This window comes from Methylobacterium longum, assembly GCF_022179385.1.
GTDB lineage: Bacteria > Pseudomonadota > Alphaproteobacteria > Rhizobiales > Beijerinckiaceae > Methylobacterium > Methylobacterium longum.
Genome location: NZ_BPQS01000043.1, coordinates 1 through 18868, shown reverse-complemented (window position 1 = coordinate 18868; position 18868 = coordinate 1). Strand labels below are relative to the sequence as shown.

The following is an 18868-nucleotide window of genomic DNA, read 5'->3' as shown; positions in this document are numbered from 1 at the left end:
TGGTCCTTGCCGAGATTCTACGCGCGGGTCGCCTGCGCCACGACGGCGCGCAGGGTCCGCCGGGTCAGCGGGATCTTGAAGTCGTTGCTGCCGTAACCGCGGGCGCCCTTCAGCACGGCGTCGGCGGCGGCATCCGCCGAGCCGGTCTGCACGAGGGCGGCCTCGGCCTCGGCGACCCGCCACGGCTTGTGCGCCAACCCGCCGAAGGCGAGCCGCGCCGCGCCGGGTCGGCCGTTCTCGCCGCCCACGATCACGGCCGCCACCGACACGGTCGCGAAGGCGTAGGAGGCTCGGTCGCGGACCTTGCGGTAGATGTGCATCCCCGCCACGGGCTTCGGCAGCGTCACGGCGGTGATGATCTCACCCTTGCGGAGATCCGTCTCGATCTGCGGCGTGTCGCCGGGGAGCCGGTGGAAGTCAGCGATCGGGATGGCGCGCGGCTGCCCGTCCGGATTCATGGTCTCGACGGTGGCGTCGAGCGCCCGCATGGCCACCGCCATGTCGGACGGATTGGTGGCGATGCAGGACTCGCTCGCGCCGACCACCGCCATGATGCGGTTGAACCCGCCGATCGCCGAGCAGCCGGAGCCGGGCTCGCGCTTGTTGCAGGGCATGGCCGTGTCGTAGAAATAGTAGCAGCGCGTCCGCTGAAGCAGGTTCCCGGCGGTGGTCGCCTTGTTGCGCAGCTGGCCCGATGCGCCGGCCAGCAGCGCCTTCGCCAACACGGCGTAGTCCTTCCGGACCCGCGTGTCCGCGGCGAGGTCGGAGTTGCGCACCAGCGCGCCGACGCGCAGGCCGCCCTCCGGCGTGGCCTCGACGGTGTTCAACGGCAACCGATTGACGTCGATCAGGGTCGCCGGTGTCTCGACCTGAAGCTTCATCAGGTCGAGGAGGTTGGTGCCGCCCGCGATGAACTTGGCATTCGGCCGCTCGGCCGCGAGCTTGGCGGCGTCCTGAACCGTAGCCGGACGTTCGTAGGTGAAAGCCTTCATGTCCGCCCCTTCAGAGGTTGCTGGCGGCGGTGTCGCGGATGGCCGCGACGATGTTGGGATAGGCGCTGCAGCGGCAGATGTTGCCGCTCATCCGCTCGCGGATCTCCGCGTCGCTGAGCGTCGGGGTCGCGGCCATATCCTCGGTGACGTGGCTCGGCCAGCCGGCCTTGGCCTCATTCAGCATGCCGACCGACGAGCAGATCTGGCCCGGCGTGCAGTATCCGCACTGGAAGCCGTCGTGCTCCAGGAAGGCCGCCTGCATCGGGTGAAGCTTGTCGCCGTCCGCGAGGCCCTCGATCGTGGTGATCTGATCGCCCTCGTGCATCGCCGCGAGGGTCAGGCAGGAATTGATCCGCCGGCCGTCCACCAGCACCGTGCAGGCGCCGCACTGGCCGTGGTCGCAGCCCTTCTTGGTGCCGGTGAGAGCCAGATGCTCGCGCAGGGCATCGAGCAGCGTCGTGCGCGTGTCGAGGACGAGATCCTGCGGCGTGCCGTTGACGGTGAGCCGCACCGGCATCGTCTGCGGAGCCGGATCGCCGGGTGCGGCGAGGGCGGGCGCCGGCCGATAACCGAGAGCGCCCAGCACACCGGCTGCCGCGCAGCCCTCCACCACGGCACGCCGCGTCAGGGCGAACGGCTTCTTCGGAGTCGCGTCTGTCATGCTGCTGTCCCGCCCATGCGTGACGCAACCGGGCGCGACGCAATCTGGAATCCGGTGTGCCAACGTCGGGTCGATGGATTAGATCCGCTCCAGACTGCGCCCCTTCACCGCGGCCACGTCGCGTTCCGGGGGCTGCCAGTCGCGATCCTGCGGCCTTCGTCATCGCGAGCGCAGCGACCCGGCGGAGCGCCATCTCGATCGGGGTGGCGCGGCCGGGTGGCTTCGCGTCGCTGGCAAAACGATGAGGCCGAACTGGTTGGCCGCCCCGTGCGCGACCCGTCAGGGCCTCAGGCCCGCGTCGATGCCGGCTCGGCCAGCCGGATCGCCGCGGCCAGATCGGCCGCCTGCGCCCGGTCCCGGCAGACCATCCACAGGTCGTCGTGAGCGGAGAGTGAAGCGTCGAACAGGTCGACGAGGGCGGCCGGTGGATCGGCGAGATCGGGCCAGTGATAGAGGTGGAAGCCCAGAGCCTCGAAGAGCGGGAGGAGCGGCGCCAGATCCCAGAGCCTGTGGTTGCTCAAGGTTGCGTCGAGCCGGCCGGTTGCGAGAAGCGCGGCGTCGGCGATGGCGCCGCCCTCCCCCCAGGGAAACCAGCCTCGACCGTAATCCAGGGTGAAACGCTGGGCCGCCACGGCGAGCCAGCCCACGTGGCCGGTGCGGCCGATCCTTCGTTCGAGCGGCCGCAAGCCCTCGGCCTGGCGTCCGCCCCGGGTCGGCGCCCAAAAGGCTTGGCCCTCGGACGCGGCCAGCAGGATGCCCTGCGCCGCCTCGGCCGGCTCGGCGCGAACGGGGTGCGAACGGTCCTCGTTCCAGGCGGGCAGGCTCATCACGCAGGCCCGGGGCCAGCTGGCCCGGCAGGCCGCCACCATCACGCCCCAGCCCGGAAGGCCGCCCGCGAAGGGACGTGTCCCGTCGATCGGGTCGCCCACGAAGGTCCAGGCGTCCCGGGCCAGCAGCGCCCGCGCCGCCGATTGCCCCAGTTCCCCGGCCGTCTCCTCCTCGATGAGATCCGGTCCGAAGCGGTCGTGCAGCAATCGGCTGACGGCGAGGTCGGCTTCGGTCAGGGCCTGGCCGAGATCCGGGCCCTTGTTCGTCATGTCCAGGCCGCGCGCGCGCATGGCAAGCGCCAGCGGTGCCGCCTCCTCGGCGAAAGCGAGCATCCGCGCGAGGACGTCCTGCGCGGGCGTGTCGGTTCGAGCGGTCATGCGGCGAAGAGTTCGGGTACGCGGAGCATCAGGGCCTGGACCAGGACCAGCGTCTTAAGATCCGGCAGGCGACCGGTCCGGGCTTGGTCCGCCAGCTCGACGAGCGGGACCTCAAGGGCGAGCACCTGCTCGCCCTCCTCGTGCAGGCCGCCCCCGGCGCCGACACGGTCGGCGGGTCCGTAGGGCGCGAGGTAGAGCCAGAGGCGCTCGGAAGACACGCTGGGCATCGTGTAGGCGTGCGCCACCGGCTCCAGCCGGCTCAGGCGCACGCCCGCCTCCTCCATCGCCTCGCGGATCGCGGTCGCCTCGGGCGCGCCGCCGTCGAGTCCGCCCGCCGGGGCCTCGTCGAAATCCGCCGGCTCACCCCAGAAGGCCGGGCCGACCCGGGCCTGCCGGACCAGCAGGGCCACGCGACGGCCGGGATCGTAGGGCAGCACGCAGGCTGCCTGGCCGTGATCCTCCAGGGCCCGCCGCACCGTGCTGCCGTCCGTCAGCGTGAGCGTGGCGATGCCGAAGGTGTTCCACCCCCGGTGGAGCACCTCCAGCGGCAGGACGGGCGCGGGATCGGTCACGGGCGGGTCAGCGTTGCGTGCTGGCGGCGGTCTGGCCGAACATCACCTTCTTGGCGTCCTCGCTCATGGTCTTGCCGAAATCGGGATTGACCTCCGGAGCGCGGGCGTAGGCCGCCTTCGTGGCGGGCCGCTCGGCGATGGCCGTGAACCAGCGCTTGAGGTTCGGGTGGTCGTCGAGGTTCTGACCCTGCTTCTCGTACGGCACGATCCAGGGATAGCAGGCCATGTCGGCGATGGAGTAATCCGGGCCGGCGATGAAGGCTCGGTCGGCCAACCGCCGGTCGAGGACGCCGTAGAGCCGGTTGGTCTCATTGGCGTAGCGCTTGATCGCGTAGTCGATCTTCTCCGGTGCGTATTGCGAGAAGTGGTGGTTCTGGCCCAACATCGGACCGAGCCCGCCCATCTGCCAGAACAGCCATTGCAGAACCTCGGCCCGGCCGCGCAGGTCGGCCGGGATGAAGCGCCCCGTCTTCTCGGCGAGGTAGAGCAGAATCGCGCCCGATTCGAACAGCGAGACCGGCGCACCGCCCCCCGCCGGCTCGTCGTCGACGATCGCCGGCATGCGGTTGTTGGGAGCAATCTTCAGAAATTCCGGATTAAATTGATCACCCTTACCAATATTTACAGGTTGAATTTGGTATGGGAGGGCGACCTCTTCGAGGAACATCGTGATCTTATGGCCGTTCGGCGTCGGCCAGTAGTGGAGATTGATCATCCGTCCGCGTCCCGCTGCGCCCCCCGGCGAACGTGAAGTGGGCCGTCGCGAGCCCCTGGTCAAGCATGAGACCGGCGCGGGTTGAGATTGCGTGCGACCGGATCACATCGCCCCGGCGTCTCGATCGCGGCGTCCCGCCCACGCTGCACGTCCGGCTCGCCGACGGCGCCATGCTGAGGGCGCGCCGCGGCTGCGGATTCCGAACGCCGCTGCGCGGTCCCGGTATCACGGGGTGGTCGACAGAGCCGCGGTGGCATCTCCAGCGGCTGACCGAGCCTGCGAGAACACCGTCGAACCGGAGAAGATCGGTTCCGGAGCGCGTGCCCGAAGAGGGGGTCCATTCACGTCGACCCAAGTTCACAGTCCGGCCGGAAGGGGCCGCGTCGCCCGAGCGGCGGTGGTGAGCTCATGTCGAGGGGGCGGCCCGGCGGACCGAGACGCAAGTCGCCCTGCGTGAAACGCGTCTTGTCGACGGCGGATGACCGCGCCACAGTCGCGGCGTGGCGGCCTACGCCCGTCACGACCCGCCCTCGTCCGACGGCGGGATGCTCGGCGGCCTGGGCATCTGCCCTCCATCCCATCGAGAGGTCGCGGTGACGGTATCGCAGCTTACGCCCTGCCAGGATCGAGACCGGGGGACCCGCGCTCGGGTAGCGCGATGAAGCCTGTTCTGCTGACCGGGGCGGCCGGGTTCATCGGCTACCATGTCGCCCAGCGCTATCTGGCCGAGGGCCGCACAGTCCTCGGGATCGACGACCTCAACGACTATTACGACGTCGCGCTCAAGGAGAGCCGTCTCGAACGCCTGTCCGCGCACGGGAACTTCGCGTTCCGGAAGGTCGATCTGGCCGATCGCCCGGCCATGGACGATGTTTTCCGGACACACGCTTTCGGGACGGTCATCCATCTCGGGGCGCAGGCGGGCGTGCGCTACTCCCTGGAGAACCCGCACGTCTACGTGAAGAGCAACGTCGAAGGCTTCCTGCACATCCTCGAAGGCTGCCGCCACAGCCCGGTCGAGCACCTGCTCTACGCGTCATCGAGTTCGGTCTACGGCGCGGTGACGCAGATGCCGTTCTCGGTGCACCAGAACGTCGATCATCCCGTCAGCCTGTACGCGGCCACCAAGAAGTCGAACGAGCTGTTCGCCCATTGCTACAGCCATCTCTACCGCATCCCGTGCACCGGACTGCGCTTCTTCACGGTCTACGGACCGTGGGGCCGCCCCGACATGGCGCTGTTCCTGTTCACGCGCGCCATCCTGGCCGGCGAGCCGATCAAGGTGTTCGCCAACGGGCAGATGATGCGTGACTTCACCTACATCGACGACGTCGTGGAAGGCATCGTGCGCCTCGCCGGCAACCCCGCGCAGGGCGATCCAGCCTGGGACTCGAACGCCCCCGATCCCGGCACGAGCGCGGCACCCTACCGGGTCTACAACATCGGCAATCACCGACCGGTGCAGCTCCTGCACCTGATCGAGGTTCTGGAGGAGTGCCTGGGCCGGAAGGCCGTCAAGGAGTTCCTGCCGTTCCAGCCCGGCGACGTTCCGGAAACCTACGCCGATGTCGACGACCTCGCCGCGGCGACCGGATACGTGCCGAGCACCCCCATCGAGGTCGGCGTGGACCGGTTCGTCCGCTGGTATCGGGATTACCACCGCGTCTGATTGGGACGCGGCTTGCCGGATTCCTCTGGGGATCGACCCGGACGACACGTCGCAAGCCATTCCGGCGCCGCCGCAGAACCCCATATCGAGATGCGGGCCGTCCTCGGGCCTCGGAACCGGCATGGCCCTCACCCGCGACCTCCTCGATATCCGGACGATCTACCATGAGCCGGCGGTGGAAGGTTTCCCCCTCGGCCAGGAGATCCTGGGGCGCTTCCCCGATGCCGAGCGCATCGCCGTGCCGTCACACTGGAACATCCCGGAGTTGCACGGGAATGCGGGCTCGGTGGCGGACTGGGTGCGGATCAAGCGCTCGACCCTGGTCCTGGGCGTGAAGAAGAGCCTCACGATGCGGCCGAACGGCCGCAGCGCGCATTTCATCGCGCCCTCGACCTCCAATGGCTGCGCCATGGCCTGCGCCTACTGCTACGTCCCGCGGCGCAAGGGGTTCTCGAACCCGATCTCCCTGTTCGTCAACATCGACCAAGCCTGCGCGGCGATCCGCCGGCACGCCGCCCGGCAGGGTCCCCTCCCCGAGCCGGATGCGATCGACCCGGCCGCCTGGGTCTACGACATCGGCGAGAACGGCGACCTCTCGGTGGATGCCGCCGTGAGCAGCGGGGTGCGCAGTTTCGTCGAGCTGTTCCGCACCCTGCCGAACGCGAAGGCGTCCTTCGCGACCAAGGCGGTGAACCGCGATCTCTTGGACTACGATCCGCAGGGCAAGACGCGGATCCGCTTCTCGCTCATGCCCGCGCGGATCGCCAAGGTGGTCGACGTGCGCACCGCCCCGATCCCCGAACGGATCGCCGCCATCGACGACTTCGTGGCCGCAGGATACGAGGTCCACGCCAACTTCTCGCCGGTGATCCTGTACGAAGGCTGGGAGGACGATTGGCGCGCGCTCTTCGCCGAGCTCGACGGGACGCTGTCGGACGCCGCCAAGGCGCAGCTCAAGTGCGAGATCATCATGCTGACCCACAACGCGGATCTCCATGACGTGAATCTCGGGTGGCATCCGCGGGCCGAGGAACTCCTCTGGCGGCCGGATATCCAGGAGGCGAAGGTCTCGCAGGGCGGCGGCACCAACCTGCGCTACCGGACCGGCTGGAAGGGCCGATGGCTCGGGCGGTTCAAGGCCCTGCTCGCGGACACGATGCCGTACTGCACGGTGCGCTACGCGTTCTGAACTCCCCGTCCCGTGCGGCGTTGGAGCGCCAGCGGAGGAAGAGCGTCGTCATGGCCACGCACGAGACCTACATCCACGAAGCGGTGGCGCTCGCCGAGGCGAACATCGAGGCCGGAGGATCCCCCTACGGCGCGGTGATCGTGCGCGACGGCGCGATCCTGGTCCGCGCGGCCAACACCGTTCACGCCACGAACGATCCCAGCGCCCATGCCGAGATGGTGGCCCTGCGGGAGGCGAGCCGGATCCTGGGGCGCCGGGATCTCTCGGATTGCGTGATGTACGCGAGCGGGCGCCCCTGCCCCATGTGCCACGCCGCGATGCGGCTCGCCGGCTTCAAGCAGGGCTACTTCGCCTTCTCGGCTGAGGAGGCGGAGGCGCACGATGTCGGGAGCGCCGCGATCTACGCCGAACTCTGCCAGCCCCTGGAGACTCAGCCAATGCGACTGAGCCAGGTCCGGCCGGCGGGCGAGGCGCCCTACGCCGCCTGGGCGGCCCGCCGGAGACGCTGACGGATCAATGCGTCCAGGGCGCCGTACGGTTGAACTTGAAATTGTCCGAGTACGAGAGCCCCTTGCGGGCGGCGGGCTTGGCCGGCTGCTCGACCCGGTAGGCGACCCCCTCGCGCTTGGCGTAGGCCACCGCCTCCTCCTCCGTGTCGAACTCCAGCCGCACCTGCTGCATCATGTCGGAGGAGCCGTTCCAGCCCATCAGCGGATCGATCTCGCGCGGGCTCGTCTGGTCGAATTCTAGGATCCACTGCTTGGTCCGGGCGAGGCCCGACTGCGTGGCGTCGCGGGACGGACGAAAGATGCGGGCGCTCGGCATCTGCGGTCGACATGCTCCTGAACGAATGGTCGGGGCGATAGGATTCGAACCTACGACCCCCTGGTCCCAAACCAGGTGCGCTACCAGACTGCGCCACACCCCGACACCCCCGATGGGGCTCAGATCCCTACCGGTTCGGCCGGCGCGCCGCAAGGCGACCGTGGGCCGCGATGGCGCCGATCCCCACCCCGGGCACTCGAATGCCCCGCGCCGGCGATCGGACGTCCGCGCGACGAGGACGGGGCTTCGGATCACGCCGGCGGAGGATGGCGGGCCCTCCGCAGTCCGGAACCGGTCGGTCACGCCGGACGGGGCGCATCGAGCTGGAGCGCCTTCAGCGGATGCAGGCGACGGGTCGCGAGATCGCGCAGACCGATGAGATTGCCGATGAGCCTGCCCCGGCGGTCGATGTAGGCTTCCGGCCGCGCCGAACGGACCAAGTTCGCCGCGAAGTTCTGAACGATGCTCACCACCGCTTCGCGGCGGTCGTATGTACCCTTCTTGTGCAGATAGATCGGGTTTGCGATCTGCGAGTAGCCCAGGAACTTGCCACTCGAGCGTCCGAGCTTCGTGCCGAGATGGACCCCGCGCGCCGACGTGCACTGCACGGCGCGACCATGGCGCGCCAGGCGGCGCATGAGGTCGACGTCCTCGTACCAGCCGTATCGCGGGAGATTCTCGTCGAAATCGAGCCCGTGCTCGACGAGTGTCCGGTAGCGCAGCGCCATATTGCACCCGTAGCCGTGCCGCACCTCCTTCATCCCACGGGGCCGGGGATGCGCGTCGTCGCGCGCGATGATCTGCTCGGCCGCCTCGGGCGACAGGCCCGGTCCCTTGATCCCGTCCGCGACCACCGTTCCGGTCGCGACGACGATCGAGGTATCGCCGAAGGCCTCGATCATCTCGGCGATGTAGGTTCGCCCCAGGAAGAAATCGTCGTCGATGAAGAGCAGCACGTCACTGCGCTCCATCGAGCGCATGATCGTGTTGCGCTGCTTCGTGAGCCCGAGTTCGGAGACGACGTGGCGGATCGGAAAGGGCGCCGACCGGTACCGCGCCGCGGTGAGATCGAGCGCCGCCGGTGAGCAGAGGATCACCTCGTCGGGCAGACGCGTCTGCACCAGCAGACGATCCATCGTGCGCTCGAGGATCTGCGTTCTGTCGCGCGTCGCGATCCCGACACATAACCGCATCGCTGTGAACCGCTCGACGAGACGCCACTCAGGAAAGACGGACGGGTGATCGCTCGGATCGACCGAGAGATCCATGTCCATCCGGCTCATGATGCCGGATATTGGGAGTTCCAGCCGTCGAAGCGGCCCTTGGCCCTTGCGGCGCGGAAGAGCGCCAAGCTCAGATTGCCGGTCAGGACGGCCACCACGGCCCCGAGGATCGGCCGTATGCAGTGGATGGCGACCTCGCGCTTCCGGTACGCGTGCCGCCGGAGAACGAGCCCCTTGCCCAACCCGTACGCGTAGGACCGCTTGATGTGATACCACGTTATCTTCGATGAGCCGCGGTCATGATAGACGTTGAGGCCCGGGTCGTAGTAGAGTTTGTGCCCTCGCGAGAGCAGATTCAACAACAGATCCGTTTCTTCGCCCGACAGGTATGGGGTATTGCTCCCGAGGCCGATACGTTCATCGAACCCGCCGATCTCCCGGATCCGCTCCGTGCGCAGGAATATGCCCACCGAGACGGCTCGGCTCCAGACATTGGTCTTGCTGATCCATCCGCTCGTGCGGTCTGAACGGCCCGCACTGTCCTGCCCGTCGTGATCGCAGCAACGGACGCAGACGCCCGATGCGCTGCCGTGCCGGACGAAGTGCTCCTTCAAGCTCGCCAGCAGCGTCGGCGGATATTCGCAGTCATCGTCGGGGAAGCCGACGATCCGCCCGCTCGCCATCGCGAGACCGGCGTTTCGGCCCTTCGAGAGCCCCACGCCGCTCCGCGTGTAGTGGACCTTACCGGACCGACTGAATTCAGCGACGATCCGGCGGACGTGGTCGGTCTCGTTCTGATCGACGACGATGACCTCGAAGGATTCGTACGACTGAGCGACGAGACTCTGCAAGGCAGACCTCAATCGAGGAGCAGGCCCGATCGTCGAGATGATCAGGCTGAATTCGGGTCGCGTGCCGGGATCATCCATGGGACCGGACTCCGAGCGTCTTGATCAGTTCTGTCAGGCCGGACAGGTAGGCATCGATGGCCGCCGTATTCTGTGTTTGTTGCGTCAGCATGATCCGGGGCAGCCGGAAGCGATCGGCGCCGCTTCTCAGAGTGGTCGCCTGGGTCGTGAAGGCTGCCGAAAAGCCAGCCTGCGCGACGACGCGAGGAGCCAAAGGACCCGTCTCGTGGGGCTGGCCGAACGGGTAGGCGAAGTAGCGGGGCTCACGCCCGACCCTCGCTGCGCAGCGATCCCGGGAGACGCCGACCTCCTCGATCAGATCGGACTCGGAGAGGTGCGCCATGACCGGATGCGACACCGTATGGGCACCGAAGGTGATGAGCCCCGAGCGCGCCATCTCGTCGACCATGTCCCAACTCAGCGCACTCTCGAAGGCGTCCGATCGCCGGAAATGCGGGTTGGCTTCGGCCAGATCCTCCACGAGCCGCACCTTCCCAGCCGGATCCAGCCGGCGGAAGCGATCGGCCCATTCGGCATAGACGTGCCGACGGTCGGTCTCTGATCTGATCGCGTGGCGGCTGGCTCCAAGCCCGAAGTTCTCACCGACGGCGAGCGCGCGCTCCAGGGGATGCCACCACATCGGGCTCGTGCGGTCGAGCAGACCCGTCGCCAGGAAGATCGCCGCCGGCGCCGCATGGCTGCGGAGAACCGGATAGGCGACATCGTAATTGTCACGGTAGCCGTCGTCGAATGTCAGGCACACGAACGGGCTATGATCATTTGAATCGAGGCGGGCGACGCATTCGTCGAGACTGACAACCGGGATGCCTCTGCCCTTGATGTGGTGCAGCAATCTGTCGAGGAAGACGTCCGTAACGGCCATAGCGCCCTTCAAGCGACTAGGATCGTCTTGCCTCTCGACCGAATGGAGGCAGAATATCGTTGCCCGCTTGAGTCCCAACGCGGAAGATAACTTTCCAATACGTGGAACAGAGTCTCGATAGATACTCGCAAACCTCTCACGCATAATTGCCGTGCGTACCGCGACCCGAGTTTCTGCTTCCAGCGCCTTTCATCAGAGATTCGGCATCCGTAGTCAAGAAACATCTCGCAACAATCAGTATCGAGCGCCGTGCAACTTTCGGTTTTGACTGCCGGGCCGTCCATTCGGCCGATCAGAAGGACGTCAGATTTGCATTAAAAATTTTCCATAAAAATTCAGGCCCGCAGAGCAACGCCGGACATTGAGAACGGTCGCGCGGCATCTGCGCCATATCAAGATACGTGAATTAACCAGCCTTATGCCGCGGAGTGTTAGCGAAGCGCTGAAAGTCGAGATCACGCCGAATACGCAGACGGAGATTGTTGGCTCCGCGGGCGCCGCTCGCGCGGTTCGGTGCTGAGCCTGATCTGCGGATGGCGTAAGCTGCGGTGAGTGCGACGGTTTCCGCGCGCGGTTGGCGGCGGCGTCACGGCGACCAGGCTGTCGGCGGCACCCGTCGCGGACGGCAGCCTGGTCTCTCCGGCGCGTCTGGCCGGGCTCTCCGGCGTCCTGCCCGGGAAGGGCGGCGAGTTACGGCCGCGCGGGAGTCGGCGGCGGCCATGGCCGACCCCCGTCGTGCGAGACCGCGACCGATCGCTCGCCCCGGATCCGCCCGTTCAGATGCCCTGGAAGGTGTCCGCGTCCAGCAGCGGCCAGTTCGCGTCCTTGTCCGAGATGACGCTCACGGGCAAGGGCCAATCGATGTTGAACAGCGGATCGCTGTAGCGCACGCCGCCTTCACTGGCGGGCGTGTAGGGTGCCGAAACCAGGTAGCTGACTTCCACCTCGTCCGAGAGTGTCTGGAAACCGTGCGCGAAGCCCTTCGGCACATAGAGCATGCGGCGGTTCTCGGCGGAGAGTTCGAACCCCTGGTGGCGCAGGAAGGTCGGCGAATCCCGCCGCAGATCGATGATCACGTCGAGGATCGCTCCGTGCAGGCAGCGCAGCAGCTTCACCTCGCCGTGGGGCGCGCGCTGGAAATGCATGCCGCGCAACGTTCCCTTCTGAGCGGAAACCGAGGCGTTCTGCTGAACGAAGACGGTTTCGAGGCCGTTCGCCCCGAACTCCGTCGTGCAGAAGGTGCGCCCGAACCAGCCCCGCTCGTCGCCGCGGGGCTCGACCTCGATCAGCCGCGCATCGCTCAGTTCGGTTTCCTGGAAGATCATGCCACCCGTCCCGTCTCAGGCTGCGCGGAGAAGTGCGCGCGCTGTTCCGCATACAAGCGATCCACCAGGCGCCCCGGCGGCAGATCGACATCGGAGAAACGGATCGGCTGGTCCTTGGGAACGGCGTGCTTCAACGCGGCACCGAGGGCGAGCCCGAGCGGCAGGAGATCCTCGCGGTCGATGACCGCGCTGTTCTCCGCGACCCCGTAGGCTTCGTATCCACCGAATTCCTGGATGATCTCGCCGGGCGCCAGATCCTTCTTGGCCACTGAGATCACGCCGACGCGGGGCGCGCCGGCCGGGGCGAGCACCGCGTCGCGGAACAGAACCGCGCGCGCGAGCGACGTCGGCACCTCGAAGTGGCAGAGGTGGTAGGGCGTCGAGAAACAATAATATGGGCCGGCGCCCAGCTTGTAGAGATTGAGGAAATGCTGCTGGACGGGATCGTCATGCGTCCCGATCACGAAGACGCCGGGGCCGGGCCGGGCGCCGACGACGTAGTCGACAAGGCCGGTGCGGCTCTGATCGAGCGCCTCGGTGAAAGCCGACAGGGTGGCCTCCAGCGGAACCAGTGGCGCCGTGGGATCGCCCCCCGAGAAATCCGGACCGAGCATTCCCCTGCGCGCGACGCCGAAACCGGTGCCATTCGCGACGATCGCCTGCTCGTAGGAAATCTTCGTGCCGTCCGCGAAGGACGCGACCATGGCCGGCTTCTGGCCCCACTTCTCGGCAAACGATCGCTGCGTGGTCGGATTGCGGTAGGGATCGTGCAACCCTTTGATGTTGCCGCAGAGAACCGGCTTCACGCCCAGGCCGGCCACGAAGCGATAGAGGTTCATCTGGACGCCAGGCTGATCCCCGTCGGCGAACGTGTAGATGACGTTCGCCCGATCCGCCTTGGCCTTCAGGATCGGCCCCACCGTGCCGTCCATCTCGGCGTTCATCTGGACGACATGTTTGCCGGCCTCGATCGCGGCCAGCACGATCTGCGCCGCGTATTCGATGGAGCCCGTAACCTCCACGACGACATCCACGCCGTCGGCCTGAACGAGTGCGACCGCGTCCTCCGTCGCGACCGGCCTGCCCGCCGCGATCGCGGACTCGATGGCCGCCCGTCCCTCCGCTTCGATCGGCTCTATCCCGAGGTCGGCGAAGGCGCGCCGGGCCTGTTCGCCATGGCGGTTGGCCACGCCGACGACGCGCATACCCGTGGTCGAACGCACGATCTGCCGGACGATTCCCTTGCCTTGGAACCCCGCTCCGACGAGGGCGACACGGATCGGTTCGCCGTCAGCTTCCCGCCGAGCGAGGGCGGAGTCTACGAGGATCATCGTCGTCTCATTCCCATCTTTGCCTCGACGGCGGCCGGTTGAACGGCGTGTCGGACGAGGCGCGATGACGGAGCGGGTGTGAAGGTTAGGCCGATCGAACCCTGCTTAAAGAGACCATCATACCCCCATTGTCTACTCTCTTTGTCGAGACGAACTGCGTATTCGTGCCCCTGTTCATGCATTGCTCAAGGCCGCAAAAGCGGGTGGTGCTGGCCGGTCATCCCCAGCGCCGTCGCGCGCCGGATCGAAGCCGCGTGGATCACAATGATCCGATGGTGCGCTATTCAGATCCGGTTTACGTAATTTGACGTGCTTTGATATGGGTGTATTGTTAAAATAACTGCCAAACCGCTCCAATCGTAACTAGACACCGGCCACCAGGACCATATCCATGCGAGTGCTGATCACGGGCAATCTAGGTTATGTTGGCCCGGCCGTGGTTCAGCAATTACGGCGCGCGCATCCCGGGATTTTTCTCCACGGGTATGATCAAGCCTTCTTCGCCCATTGTCTCACGGGCGCGTCTGATCTGCCGGAGCGGCGGCTGGATCAGCAGAGCTACGGCGACGTCCGGAGCATCGATCCCGAAATATTGCGCGGATACGATGCAGTGATCCACCTCGCGGCCGTATCCAACGATCCGATGGGGAATCGGTTCGCTGACGTCACGCGAGCCATCAATCAGGATGCTTCCGTCGCTCTCGCGCGCGCCGCCAGCGAGGCCGGCGTGCGCAGCTTTGTCTTCGCCTCCAGCTGCAGCGTGTACGGCGTCGCGCAAGGCGGACCTCGCCGCGAGGACGATGCCGTCAATCCCGTCACCGCCTATGCCGCCTCCAAGATAGGAACCGAGCAGGGCCTGTCAGAGCTTGACAGCGCCATGACCATCACTTGCCTGCGCTTCGCGACGGCTTGCGGCATGTCGAGCCGGCTGCGACTGGATCTGGTGCTCAACGATTTCGTCGCCTGCGCGCTGTCGACCGGTGAGATCAGCGTCCTGAGCGATGGGACTCCGTGGCGTCCCCTGATCGATACGACCGATATGGCGCGCGCCCTGGATTGGGCCGCGTGCCGCTCCTCCAGCGGCAACGACCGGTTCCTGATCCTGAACGCCGGAACCAACGCGGCCAATTATCAGGTGCGGGATCTCGCCGAGGCTGTGGCCGCAGCGGTGCCGGGGACGCGGGTCAACATCAACACCGACGCGCCGGCCGACAGCCGCTCGTACCAGGTCGATTTCAGCCGCTATGCCGCGCTTGCGCCCGACCACCAGCCGCAGATGAGCTTGGCAGACTCGATCCACGCCCTGGTGGATGGGCTGCGCCGCATGGGATTCAACGATCCCGACTTTCGATCCTCGACGCTGATGCGCCTGCGCGTGCTGCAGGATCACATCCAGGCGAACCGCCTCTCTGAGAATCTCCGCTGGCTCTGAATCAATCCGTCGAGGAGTACCGTGAGATGAAGGTCGTCCTATTCGCGGGTGGCTTCGGCACACGCCTGAGCGAGGAAACCAGCGTCCGCCCCAAGCCCATGGTCGAGATCGGCGGGCGGCCGCTCATCTGGCATATCATGAGCTACTACGCTCATTTCGGCTTCCGCGACTTCGTCATCCTGGGTGGCTACAAGGTCGGGTTCATCCGCGACTATTTCCTGAATTTCCGCGGCCACCACGCGGATTTTCAGATCGATCTGGCCTCGGGCGAAACGAAATGGCTGAACAATCCCATTGAGGATTGGAAGGTCACCGTCCTGGATACCGGGATCGAGACGATGACCGGCGGCCGTCTGCGTCGAGCGCAGCACCTGCTCCGCGGCGAGCGCTTTCTCCTCACCTACGGCGACGGCCTGAGCAATGTCGATCTGCATCGCCTCATCGCGACGCACGACGCCTCCAAGGCGTGGTGCACCCTGACGGCGGTGATGCAGCCGGGGCGCTACGGCGCATTGAAGCTGAGCCGGGACGTCAATCAGGTCACCGGCTTCCGCGAGAAGGGCGCGTCGGATGGCGGCCTGATCAATGGCGGCTTCTTCGTCTGCGAGCCGGAGGTGTTCGAATTCATCGACGGCGACGACACCGTGTTCGAGGACACGCCGATGGCCCGTCTGATCAAGCACGGGAAACTCGCGAGCTACCGGCATGACGGTTACTGGCAGAGCATGGACTCGTTGCGCGACAAGCACGTCATCGAGCAGCAATGGGCCGCGGGCGCGCCCTGGAAGGTGTGGCCGGACCCGCAACGCTGAGGGGGTTCGCTCCGTCGCGGGCGCGCGACGGCGCCGGCCTGCCCTGAGCCGGGCCGGACCCGGTGCCTTGACGAGCACGGGGCGTCGGCCCGGTGAGGTTCGGCCCGGGAGGTGGCACGGCCGTGCGGATCTCCGAGGGCCGGGCGCCTATAAGACGATCAGGTCGGCATAGGCCTGCGCCGTCGTTCTCCACGAGAACTGGTTTATCCTCTGTCGACCGGCGGCCGTCAGTTCGCTTCTCAGTTGCTGGGACTGCCGCAGCGCCTCCACATGCCCGATCCAGGCTGACGGGTCATCGGGGGCGGCCATCAGCGCGGCGTCGCCGCAGACTTCCGGCATGCTCGCGCGATCCGAGGAGATCACCGGGCAGCCCCGCGCCATCGCCTCGACAATCGGGAGCCCGAACCCCTCCGTCCAGGAGGGGAACAGCAAGCAGAGCGCGCGCTCCAGCAAGAAGGCCAGGTCATCGTCGTCGATCCGCCCGGTGAACAGCACGTTGTCACCGCCCGACAGGCCGTCGTCGGAGTATATCTTGGCGGATCCGCCGACGACGATGACGTCGATGCCGCTCTCACCGAGCCTCGGGGCGATGTCCATGATGAGCTGCAGGTTCTTGTGCGGTGCGCGGGAGCCGAGCGCCAGGACGAAGGGGCGCTCCGGACCGCCGCGCCGGCCGCTCACGATCGCTGGCGCCGCCTTGGCACGATCTGGCTGCCATGCCAGCGCGTGCTCGTGGCCGTTGGGCAGGACGATGATCTGGGAGGCCTTCAGGGGAAGATGCCGCGCGATCTGGGCTGCCGAATCGGCCGAGACACTGGTGACCTGAAGCGATCTCCGAACGATGACCGTCTGCAGGAACCGGTAATACAGTCGGAAGGAGGTGCTGTAACTCTCCGGCCGGATGAAGACATTGGCATCGTGGATGCACACCACCTGTCGCGCCTTGATGGCCGGGGCCGTGTTGCACAGGTTGAGCAGGTTTCCGCGCCAGCGTGCGGGCAAGGCGAACTGCTCCCAGGCATGTCCACCGACGCGACCGAAGTCGACGAGGGGCATCGCCGACAGGTGCGGATCGGCGGCGTGGCTTGGCGCCAGGATCGGGGCCGAGGTGTTCAGCCGCTCGAGCCGGTCATTGAGATGACGCGCGACGTTCCAGGCGTATCTCTGAACGCCCGTGAGATCCTGCGTGAGGAAACGCCCGTTCATGGCGAACCCATGTCTCGGTTCCATCGAGTCGTTCCTGGAAATGCGTGTTCTGAACGGAGAGGGAGGTTGCCGGTGCGGACGACCGGCGCGGTGCCGGCGGCCTCGCCACTCTGTCCTGAGCATGGACCGGAAAGGCAATCGCCAAACGTATCTGGGTCGATATCCGCCGATGGCCAGCGCGCAGCCCTCCGGCGCCAGCCGGCCCCGGAGCGGCGGCGAGGGCTGGCCCGATCGCTCGGTGGATCGTCCGTCGCCCGGGACGGGGCGGCGGTCCGGCCCAATCGCCTCTTCTCTCACAAGGCCCGGAGGCGGCTCCGCCCGAGCGGCCTGCCGCTCGGGTCGGGAGGGGCGCCCGCAGTTCAGAGAAGTGGGAAAGCCGCGATAATGGTCTATAGCAGCCCATGAGACCGCTCGGCCGTGGCCGATCAAGCGTCTTGCCAGGGGCTTGATCGGCCAGGGGATCGGGACCCGGATCCGTCAAAATGGGTCGCTCGCCGCCGGGTTCGTCCGGTGCCCGCCGGGTCTGCGCACGCGGCGCTGCAGAAACATTTCGCTTGAAGGGGCGCGGTTAATGAAGGTTGCGATCGTCCATTATTGGCTCGTCGGAATGCGAGGTGGGGAAAAGGTCGTCGAGGCGCTCTGCAACTTGTATCCGGAAGCCGACATCTTCACGCACGCGTACGCACCGGAAGCCATATCGCCGGCCATCAACGCGCACCGGGTCCACACATCCTTCATCAGCAAGCTGCCCCGCGCCACGACGAAGTATAAATCATATCTGCCCCTGATGCCGATGGCGCTGGAGCAGCTGGATCTGCGCGGATACGACCTGATCATCAGCAGCGAATCGGGCCCGGCGAAGGGAATCATCCCGCCCTCCGACGCGGTTCACATCTGTTACTGTCACTCGCCGATGCGCTACATCTGGAATATGTACCACGATTACCGGGAGCGGACGGGTCTTCTCACCCGCATGCTGATGCCGCCCCTGGCGCACTACGTCAGGAACTGGGACGCGATCTCGGCGGGCCGCGTGCAGGAATTCGTCGCCAATTCGGCCACCGTCGCCCGGCGGATCGAGACGTATTATCACCGACCCGCGGCGGTCATCCATCCGCCGGTCGACACGGCGGCCTTCGAGCGGGTCTCCAGCGAGGAGATCGGCGATTACCACCTGATGGTCGGTGAACTCGTCCGCTACAAGCGACCGGAATTGGCGATCGACGCGTTCAACCGCCTGCGCAAGCCGCTCGTCGTCATCGGCGGCGGAGAGATGCTGCGGGAATTGCGCGATCGCGCCGGCCCGCACGTGACGATGCTCGGTCCGCAGCCCTTCGACGTCCTGAAGCATCATTACGCCCGATGCCGGGGCTTGATCTTCCCCGGGGAGGAGGATTTCGGCATCGTTCCCGTGGAGGCCATGGCGAGCGGGCGGCCCGTCATCGCTTACGGCAAGGGCGGCGTCACCGAGACGGTCATCGACGGTGTGACTGGAAGCTTCTTCCACGAGCAATCCGTCGATGCGCTGATCGACGCCATCCACCGCTGCGAAGCCTTGGCGCCGGATCCGGCCCGGATGGTGCGCCGCGCCGCCGAATTCGGCGTCGACCGCTTCTCGGACGAGATCGGTCAGTTCATCGACTCGGTTCTGAAGGGCCGAGGTCTTTCGCCCGATCGGATCCAGCGCGAGCCGGGCCGTGCCTATCTGGTCCAATGATCGCGTCCGATCACCGTGGCCCGGCCGATCGTCCGGTGCCAGCGCACGCCCCGTCACTCGAGAGATCCGACGCGATGTCTGAAGGTTTTCCGCTCATTCACCCGATGATTTTGTGTGGTGGGACGGGCACGCGCCTGTGGCCGGCCTCGCGGGAGAGCATGCCCAAGCAGTTCGCCCGGCTTGTGGATGCGCAGGCCTCGACC

General features: G+C 66.7%; 19 protein-coding genes and 1 tRNA gene. 7 read left to right on the top strand and 13 right to left on the bottom strand.

Annotated features, from left to right (window positions below; all coding sequences use genetic code 11):
* Nucleotides 1-17: 17 nt before the first annotated feature.
* The 5 genes from MFF58_RS24660 to MFF58_RS24640 all read right to left on the bottom strand — a co-directional run bounded on the left by MFF58_RS24660 (nt 18) and on the right by MFF58_RS24640 (nt 4145).
* Nucleotides 18-992 (bottom strand): FAD binding domain-containing protein, encoded by a 975-nt coding sequence (locus MFF58_RS24660; protein WP_238291671.1) that lies wholly within the window; start codon nt 990-992, stop codon nt 18-20.
* A gap of 10 nt (nt 993-1002) precedes the next feature.
* Complete coding sequence (gene paoA, locus MFF58_RS24655) at nt 1003-1653, bottom strand: aldehyde dehydrogenase iron-sulfur subunit PaoA (RefSeq protein WP_238291670.1); 651 nt, start codon at nt 1651-1653, stop codon at nt 1003-1005.
* 287 nt (nt 1654-1940) lie between these two features.
* The gene (locus MFF58_RS24650) at nt 1941-2858 is read right to left on the bottom strand and encodes an inositol monophosphatase family protein (RefSeq protein ID WP_238291669.1); all 918 of its coding nucleotides are present in this window, start codon (nt 2856-2858) and stop codon (nt 1941-1943) included.
* Nucleotides 2855-3430 (bottom strand): NUDIX domain-containing protein, encoded by a 576-nt coding sequence (locus MFF58_RS24645; RefSeq protein WP_238291668.1) that lies wholly within the window; start codon nt 3428-3430, stop codon nt 2855-2857. Before MFF58_RS24645 ends, MFF58_RS24650 begins: the two co-directional genes overlap by 4 nt.
* 7 nt (nt 3431-3437) lie before the next feature.
* The gene (locus MFF58_RS24640) at nt 3438-4145 is read right to left on the bottom strand and encodes a glutathione binding-like protein (protein WP_238291666.1); all 708 of its coding nucleotides are present in this window, start codon (nt 4143-4145) and stop codon (nt 3438-3440) included.
* A 658-nt stretch (nt 4146-4803) separates the two neighbouring features.
* On the opposite strand from MFF58_RS24640, the gene MFF58_RS24635 reads away from it, so the two are divergent.
* From MFF58_RS24635 to MFF58_RS24625, 3 genes are all read left to right on the top strand, one after another.
* Nucleotides 4804-5814, top strand: a complete 1011-nt coding sequence (locus tag MFF58_RS24635) for an NAD-dependent epimerase (RefSeq protein ID WP_238291665.1) — start codon at nt 4804-4806, stop codon at nt 5812-5814.
* Nucleotides 5815-5935: 121 nt separating this feature from the next.
* Nucleotides 5936-7003, top strand: coding sequence for a spore photoproduct lyase family protein (locus tag MFF58_RS24630; RefSeq protein WP_238291664.1), 1068 nt, complete (start codon nt 5936-5938; stop codon nt 7001-7003).
* A 50-nt stretch (nt 7004-7053) separates the two neighbouring features.
* Nucleotides 7054-7512: a nucleoside deaminase gene (locus MFF58_RS24625; RefSeq protein ID WP_238291663.1), complete on the top strand. Its 459-nt coding sequence runs from the start codon at nt 7054-7056 to the stop codon at nt 7510-7512.
* Nucleotides 7513-7516: 4 nt separating this feature from the next.
* Here MFF58_RS24625 and MFF58_RS24620 read toward each other — a convergent pair whose 3' ends face one another.
* The 7 genes from MFF58_RS24620 to MFF58_RS24590 form a co-directional block, all read right to left on the bottom strand.
* On the bottom strand, nt 7517-7828 hold the full coding sequence (locus MFF58_RS24620) for an ETC complex I subunit (RefSeq protein WP_238291662.1): 312 nt from the start codon (nt 7826-7828) through the stop codon (nt 7517-7519).
* Between the two features lie 26 nt (nt 7829-7854).
* Nucleotides 7855-7931, bottom strand: a tRNA-Pro gene (locus MFF58_RS24615).
* A gap of 196 nt (nt 7932-8127) precedes the next feature.
* Complete coding sequence (locus MFF58_RS24610) at nt 8128-9111, bottom strand: glycosyltransferase family 2 protein (RefSeq protein WP_238291661.1); 984 nt, start codon at nt 9109-9111, stop codon at nt 8128-8130.
* Nucleotides 9108-9980 carry a glycosyltransferase family 2 protein gene (locus MFF58_RS24605; protein ID WP_238291660.1) on the bottom strand — a complete coding sequence of 291 codons (873 nt, stop codon included), beginning with the start codon at nt 9978-9980 and terminating at the stop codon, nt 9108-9110. Before MFF58_RS24605 ends, MFF58_RS24610 begins: the two co-directional genes overlap by 4 nt.
* Nucleotides 9973-10812 carry a polysaccharide deacetylase family protein gene (locus MFF58_RS24600; RefSeq protein WP_238291659.1) on the bottom strand — a complete coding sequence of 280 codons (840 nt, stop codon included), beginning with the start codon at nt 10810-10812 and terminating at the stop codon, nt 9973-9975. The genes MFF58_RS24605 and MFF58_RS24600 overlap by 8 nt, the downstream gene beginning before the upstream one ends.
* A gap of 806 nt (nt 10813-11618) precedes the next feature.
* Nucleotides 11619-12167 carry a dTDP-4-dehydrorhamnose 3,5-epimerase gene (gene rfbC, locus MFF58_RS24595; RefSeq protein WP_238291657.1) on the bottom strand — a complete coding sequence of 183 codons (549 nt, stop codon included), beginning with the start codon at nt 12165-12167 and terminating at the stop codon, nt 11619-11621.
* The gene (locus MFF58_RS24590; protein WP_238291656.1) at nt 12164-13498 is read right to left on the bottom strand and encodes an NAD(P)H-dependent oxidoreductase; all 1335 of its coding nucleotides are present in this window, start codon (nt 13496-13498) and stop codon (nt 12164-12166) included. The genes rfbC and MFF58_RS24590 overlap by 4 nt, the downstream gene beginning before the upstream one ends.
* A gap of 391 nt (nt 13499-13889) precedes the next feature.
* On the opposite strand from MFF58_RS24590, the gene MFF58_RS24585 reads away from it, so the two are divergent.
* Nucleotides 13890-14930: an NAD-dependent epimerase/dehydratase family protein gene (locus MFF58_RS24585; protein WP_238291655.1), complete on the top strand. Its 1041-nt coding sequence runs from the start codon at nt 13890-13892 to the stop codon at nt 14928-14930.
* A 26-nt stretch (nt 14931-14956) separates the two neighbouring features.
* Entirely contained in the window at nt 14957-15742 is a 786-nt protein-coding gene (rfbF, locus tag MFF58_RS24580) for a glucose-1-phosphate cytidylyltransferase (protein WP_238291654.1), read from the top strand.
* Between the two features lie 147 nt (nt 15743-15889).
* Here the strand turns inward: rfbF and MFF58_RS24575 are convergent, their stop codons facing one another.
* A complete protein-coding gene (locus MFF58_RS24575; protein WP_238291653.1) occupies nt 15890-17071 on the bottom strand; it encodes a glycosyltransferase family 4 protein in 1182 nt (393 codons plus the stop codon).
* 448 nt (nt 17072-17519) lie between these two features.
* Here MFF58_RS24575 and MFF58_RS24570 point away from each other — a divergent pair, with 448 nt between their 5' ends.
* Both MFF58_RS24570 and MFF58_RS32360 read left to right on the top strand, forming a co-directional pair.
* The gene (locus MFF58_RS24570; RefSeq protein ID WP_238291652.1) at nt 17520-18665 is read left to right on the top strand and encodes a glycosyltransferase; all 1146 of its coding nucleotides are present in this window, start codon (nt 17520-17522) and stop codon (nt 18663-18665) included.
* Nucleotides 18666-18739: 74 nt separating this feature from the next.
* A partial coding sequence (locus MFF58_RS32360) for a sugar phosphate nucleotidyltransferase (protein ID WP_283206467.1) occupies nt 18740-18868 on the top strand: 129 nt, incomplete at its 3' end.